8 protein-coding genes are annotated in these 5,644 nt (G+C 69.0%); all 8 read left to right on the top strand.

Annotated features, from left to right (window positions below):
* Positions 1 to 67: 67 nt before the first annotated feature.
* On the top strand, positions 68 to 1,183 hold the full coding sequence (locus Q4F73_RS11055; protein WP_303359400.1) for a hypothetical protein: 1,116 nt from the start codon (positions 68 to 70) through the stop codon (positions 1,181 to 1,183).
* Positions 1,184 to 1,209: 26 nt separating this feature from the next.
* Entirely contained in the window at positions 1,210 to 1,923 is a 714-nt protein-coding gene (locus Q4F73_RS11050; protein WP_303359399.1) for an SDR family oxidoreductase, read from the top strand.
* Between the two features lie 11 nt (positions 1,924 to 1,934).
* Positions 1,935 to 2,573 (top strand): LysE family translocator, encoded by a 639-nt coding sequence (locus Q4F73_RS11045; RefSeq protein WP_303359398.1) that lies wholly within the window; start codon positions 1,935 to 1,937, stop codon positions 2,571 to 2,573.
* 11 nt (positions 2,574 to 2,584) lie between these two features.
* Positions 2,585 to 2,878: an RNA-binding S4 domain-containing protein gene (locus Q4F73_RS11040; RefSeq protein ID WP_303359397.1), complete on the top strand. Its 294-nt coding sequence runs from the start codon at positions 2,585 to 2,587 to the stop codon at positions 2,876 to 2,878.
* Positions 2,879 to 3,679, top strand: a complete 801-nt coding sequence (locus Q4F73_RS11035; RefSeq protein WP_303359396.1) for a VOC family protein — start codon at positions 2,879 to 2,881, stop codon at positions 3,677 to 3,679.
* Positions 3,654 to 3,941, top strand: a complete 288-nt coding sequence (locus tag Q4F73_RS11030) for an MGMT family protein (RefSeq protein WP_303359395.1) — start codon at positions 3,654 to 3,656, stop codon at positions 3,939 to 3,941. The genes Q4F73_RS11035 and Q4F73_RS11030 overlap by 26 nt, the downstream gene beginning before the upstream one ends.
* Positions 3,938 to 4,978: an NAD(P)-dependent alcohol dehydrogenase gene (locus Q4F73_RS11025; protein ID WP_303359394.1), complete on the top strand. Its 1,041-nt coding sequence runs from the start codon at positions 3,938 to 3,940 to the stop codon at positions 4,976 to 4,978. Before Q4F73_RS11030 ends, Q4F73_RS11025 begins: the two co-directional genes overlap by 4 nt.
* Positions 4,978 to 5,644, top strand: a 667-nt coding sequence (locus tag Q4F73_RS11020) for a YihY/virulence factor BrkB family protein (RefSeq protein WP_303359393.1), incomplete at its 3' end; no start/stop codon positions are given. The genes Q4F73_RS11025 and Q4F73_RS11020, both read left to right, overlap by 1 nt.

The raw sequence follows: 5,644 nt of genomic DNA, 5'->3' as shown, positions 1-5,644 counted from the left end.
CGGGAACCTCTCGCCCCCGAGCGCAGTCCAATAGTGGCGACACCACAACCACCAAGGGGGACTTACGTTGCAGTACCGGGGGACAGACGTCGATCAGCTCATCGCCGCGGGGAACGGTCGGCTGGTCATCGGGGACGGGGCATCGCTTGAGGGCCTGCTCATCCCGAAGAGACTCAGCGAGGTGACCGTGGCATCGGCGGCCTACCTCGACCGCCCGCTCGAGGACCCGGCCGTCGCCGCCGAGATCACCCGGCACTACCACCAGGTCTCCGCGCAGCACGTCATCGCGCGGAACAAGGGCCGGCCGGAGGGGCTGATCACCTACACCGCCAGGCACCATCCGCGGAGACTGCGCTACGCGGCGGATGCCACCACAAGGGCCATCGCCCATCTCACCGAGAACCCGAAAGCGGTGGCCTGCCAGTTCAGCGCCGCGGCCCTGCTCGGGATCACGCATTTCGCAGATGCCGCCGATTCCGCCCTCTATGGCCCGTACTCCGCGCGGATCACCACGCATGCGCAGCAACCGACCCTGCGCCGGGCACCCCGCGGCCTGCCGACCTGGAATCTCCACCTCGATGACCTCACCCTCACCGTCACCCCACCGATGCTCACGCTGGCCCACTGCCTGCGGGCCGTCCTCAACGGAGAACATGCCTGGCACGTGCCCGGCGGTCTGCCGCATACGGCCGCGACGGTCCGCGCGGTCCAGCTCATCGACCGCTACCGCCGGGAGTTCTCCCTCAGCGCCGACCACCTGACACAGGCGCTGGAAGGCCTGATCAACCGCCGCGCCCTGGACAGGCTGCTCCGGCTCACCGATGACGGAGCGGATTCCCCTCCCGAGACCCTCCTGCGCCTCATCGCCCGCCACGCGGCCCCCGAACTGCAGTGGGTGTCGCAGGTACCGGTGTACGCGGACGGCAGCGTCGGCACGCGCGACCCCGCGACGTCCCTGCTCACGGTCCTCGACCTCGCCTGCCTGGAACACCGCCGCTACCTCTACTATGACGGCGAGCACCACCTCGACCGGGCGCAGCGGGACAAGGACGCGCTCATCACCGCGCTCCTCAGCTCCGCGGGGTGGGTGGGAATCCGCGTCACCGCGGGCATGCTCGAAACAGTTCACCAGCTGAACGGCCTCATCAGGGTCCTAGTCAGTCCCGAGAACCACGCCGCCTGAGCGGGCCCGCCCTTACACTTGCCATCATGACGAAGAAGATTGCTGTTATCACCGGCGGCGGTACGGGCATCGGTGCCGCTGCCGCCGTCGCCCTCAGCGAGGACGGCTACCACGTGGTGGTGGCCGGTCGGCGCGTCGAGAAGCTCGAGGAGGTCGCAGCCCGCACCGGCGGCACCGCGATCCGGCTCGACGTCACCGACGACGCCTCCGTCGCCGCCTTCGCCGAGCAGGTCGCGGCGTTGGGCAACGTCGACGTCCTGGTGAACAACGCCGGCGGCGCCCACGGCCTGGACACCCTCCGTGAGGCCGACCTCGCGGACTGGCAGGTCATGTACGACACCAATGTGCTCGGTGTCGTTCGGGTCACCAAGGCGCTGCTGCCGCTTATCGACGCCGCCGAGGGCCTCATCATCAACATCGGCTCCATGGCCTCCTTCACCGCCTACCCGGGTGGCTCGGGCTACAACGCCGCCAAGTTCGGCCTGCGGGCGCTGACCCGCGCGTTCCGCCTGGAGGAGGTCGCCAACCCCATCCGCATCACCGAGATCGACCCGGGACGGGTGGCCACCGACTTCTCCCTGGTGCGCTTCAAGGGTGATGCCTCCAAGGCGGATGCCGTCTACGCCGACAAGCTCAACCTCACGGCTGAGGATGTCGCCGAGGCCATCCGCTGGGTGGCGTCCCTGCCGAAGCACATGAACATCGACACCATGAACATCATGCCGCGGGATCAGGCCTAGAATCTCCCGGCGTGACTGCCTCCGCCCTCCTCTCCCTGCTCCTCGTCTGGTTGGCGGCCATCGTCTCGCCGGGCCCGGACGTCATCCAGGTCATCCGCCTGGGGACCCGCTCGCGGGCGGCGGGAATGTGGGCTGCGGTGGGCGTGAGCACCGGCATCCTGGTGTGGATGTCCGCCTCCCTCCTCGGCCTGTCCGCGGTGGTCAGCGCGCGTCCCGGGGTGCTCGCCGCGCTGCAGCTGGCGGGCGGGGCCTACCTGCTGTGGATGGGGGTGGCAGCCGTGCGCTCCGGAGCGGCGGCACCCACCCCGACCACCCCGGCCGCGCATCCCGACAATGACCGCCTCAATTCCTGGCAGGCGTGGCGTATCGGGGCGGCCACCAACCTGGCGAACCCGAAGGCGCTCATCTTCTTCGGGGCTGTCTTCGCGCAGTTCATCCGCCCGGACATGGGTGCCGGATGGACGCTGACCATCCTGGTGGTGCTCATGGTCACCGCCCTGGCCTGGTTCCTGCTCCTGGCCCAGACGGTGCGCGGTATGGCCCGGTTGCTGGTGGCCAATGCGCGGATCGTCGATACGGTCAGTGGGTTGATGCTCATCGGACTGGCGCTGTGGATGCTGGTGGATGGTGTCCGTTCGCTGGCGGGCTAGACTGGGCGACCATGCACGCCCATGAGGTCGCGATCCGCGACGAGACGATCAAGCTCGGCCAGTTCATCAAGCTCGCCAGCCTGGTGGCCACCGGCGGTGAGGCCAAGGAGGTCATCGCCAACGGAGAGGTCACGGTCAATGGTGAGCCCGACACCCGCCGCGGCCGCACGCTGCGCCACGGGGATGTCGTGTGCATCGCCGGGCAGTGCGCGCGCGTGACGGCGGCCGCCGAGGACGAGGACGACTACTTCGACGAGGCCACCGCCGATGATGATTTCGATCCCGAAAAGTGGAGGAACCTCTAGATGCCCGCATTCGAGGCCGTCGGCGGCATGCCGTACTGGATTGACCTGACCACCTCTGACGTGCGGAAGTCCGCGCACTTCTACTCGCAGCTGCTCGGCTGGGAGATCGAGGGCGAGACCTACCGCCTGGCGCGTATCCAGGGCCTGCCGGTGGCCGGGTTCATTCCGCAGCCGGAGGAGGGGGGCGCCTTCCCGGACACGTGGATCACCCACTTCCTCGCCGACGACATCGACGGCCAGGTCGCACAGGTCGCCCGCCTCGGTGGCCGGGTGCTGGTGGAGCCGACCGAGGTCGGTATCGGCCGGATGGCCGTGCTTGTCGACGCCGCCGGCGCCCTGTTCGGACTCGTCGAACCGGGCGGCGAGGATGCGTTCATCGCCGCCGGTGAGCCCGGTACCCCGGTCTGGCATGAGCTCACCGCCACCGCCGGTTTCGAGGACGCGATCGACTTCTACCACGGCCTGCTCGACTGGGAGCTCGTCTCCATGGAGGCCAGCGAGGACCTCACCTACACCACCGCCGTCGTCGAGGGCGCGCCCTTCGCCGGCATCTGGAAGGCGGACGGGGTCTTCCCGCCGCAGGTCCCCAGCTTCTGGCAGTCCTACCTGGGCGTGGTCGACATGGACGCCGCCGTCGCGCGGGTTCCGGAACTCGGTGGTGAGATCATCACCGCTCCCTGGGAGTCCGAGTTCGGCCGCCTGTGCCGTATCGCCGATCCGACCGGCGCCGTGGTGGTGCTCTGCGAGGTCGAGGAGTACGTCGAGCAGGACGTCCATGAGTCCGACCCTCTCGACCTGTGAGGAGGCGGTCCTCGCGGTCGTCGATAAGCTCGCACCGGGTGAGGTGACCACCTACGGTGACATCGCCGCGGCGGTGGGCACCGGGCCGCGCCAGGTGGGGCGGATCATGGCGGAGCACGGGCACCTCACAGCCTGGTGGCGGGTGGTGCGCGCCGACGGGTCCTCGCACGATCCCGCGCGTTCCGTCCCCCACTGGGACGCGGAGGGGATTCCGCACAACGGGCGGGCCGTACGCTGGTCCGACTATTCTCGGGAACCATGACTACCGTTCGTGCCTGGGGCACCCCCGGTTTCGCCCAGCCCCTCGAGCCCGTGACCATCGAGCGTCGCGTCCCGCGCGCCGATGACGTGCGCATCCGCATCGAGTTCGCCGGCATCTGCCACTCGGACATCCACACCATGCGCGGTGATTGGGGAGAGCGTGCCTATCCGCTGGTCCCGGGGCATGAGATCGTGGGCGTCGTCGAGGAGATCGGCCCCGAGGTGGACTCCTTCCGAGTCGGCGAGCGCGTCGGTGTCGGGTGCTTCGTGGATTCCTGCGGCACCTGCCACCCGTGTGAGCTGGGGGAGATCTCCTACTGCGAGGAGGGCCCGACCGTCACCTACGGTGGCCTCGACCGCGTGTCGGGCGAGATCACGCAGGGCGGTTACGCGCAGGAGATCGTGGTGCGCGAGGCCTTCGTCGTGCGCATCCCGGAGGGGCTGGATCCCGCGGCGGCCGCCCCGCTGCTGTGCGCGGGCATCACCACCTACTCGCCGCTGCGGCACTGGGGTGTCGGCCCCGGCTCGCGGGTCGGCATCATCGGCATGGGCGGGCTCGGGCATGTGGGTGTGAAGATCGCGGCCGCCATGGGCGCCGAGGTCACCGTCTTCTCCCATTCCACCGCCAAGCGCGCGGACGCGCTGCGCTTCGGTGCGGTGCGCCATGTCTCCACCGCGGACGGACTGCCGGAGGACCTGCACCGCCACTTCGACCTGCTGCTCAACACCGTCTCCGTCGACCTGGACACCGCAGCCTGCCTGGAACTGCTGCGTTTCGACGGCGCCCTCGTCCAACTCGGTCTCCCCGGCGCCCCGCTCGCCGCGCCGGCGCGCATGTTCACGCAGGCCCGCCGCTCGCTGAGCGGCTCGCTCGTCGGCGGCATCCGGGAGACCCAGGAGATGCTGGACTTCTGCGCCGCGCACGACATCACCGCCGAGATCGAGCTTATCGACGCCCCCGCCATCAACACCGCCTACGACCGCACCATCGCCTCCGACGTCCGCTACCGCTTCGTCATCGACGCCACCACCTTCTGATGTCCACCGCGCTGAGCAACCGACCGCGCCTGACGGCCCGCGGGTGGCGCTACGTCATCGGCCGGGTGCTCCGCGAATTCTGGTTGGGCGGTGGCCCCGACCTGGCGGCCAAGCTCACCTTCTTCACCGTGTTGTCCTTCGCCCCCACCATCCTGGCCGTCTACTCCCTGGCCACGGTGGGTCTGGCGAACAACGCCCGGCTGGTGGAAGACCTCACGGGGGAGTTCATCGCCGAGTTCATTCCGGGTGAATACCAGGACACGGTGCGCGGCATCATCGACATGGTCATCGGTTCCCAGGCCGGTGGTGTCGTCGGTGTCGTCGTCGGTGTGACCATCGCCCTGTGGTCGGCCTCGGCCTACGTGCGGGCGTTTTCCCGCACGGCGAACACGGTCTACGACCAGATCGAGGGACGATCCCTCATTCGCCTGTGGGCCACGATGTTCCTGCTCACCTTCGCGCTGCTCATCGGCGTGGTCACCATCCTCGTGTCGATCATGCTCAACGAGACGGTGGTCAGCGCCACCCTGGGGCAGGTCGCCGAACCCCTCGGCCTCGGCGGGACCCTCGACTTCCTGCTCGGTGTCTTCCTCCCCGTGTGGCGGTGGGTGAAGTGGCCGATCATCTTCGGGATGGCGGCGGTGGTCATCGCGATGCTCTACTACT

Origin of the sequence: Corynebacterium sp. (genome assembly GCF_030535495.1) — a bacterium.
Taxonomy (GTDB): Bacteria; Actinomycetota; Actinomycetes; order Mycobacteriales; family Mycobacteriaceae; genus Corynebacterium.
Note: the sequence above shows the minus strand (reverse complement) of the source record. Positions and strands in the feature narration are given on the sequence as shown.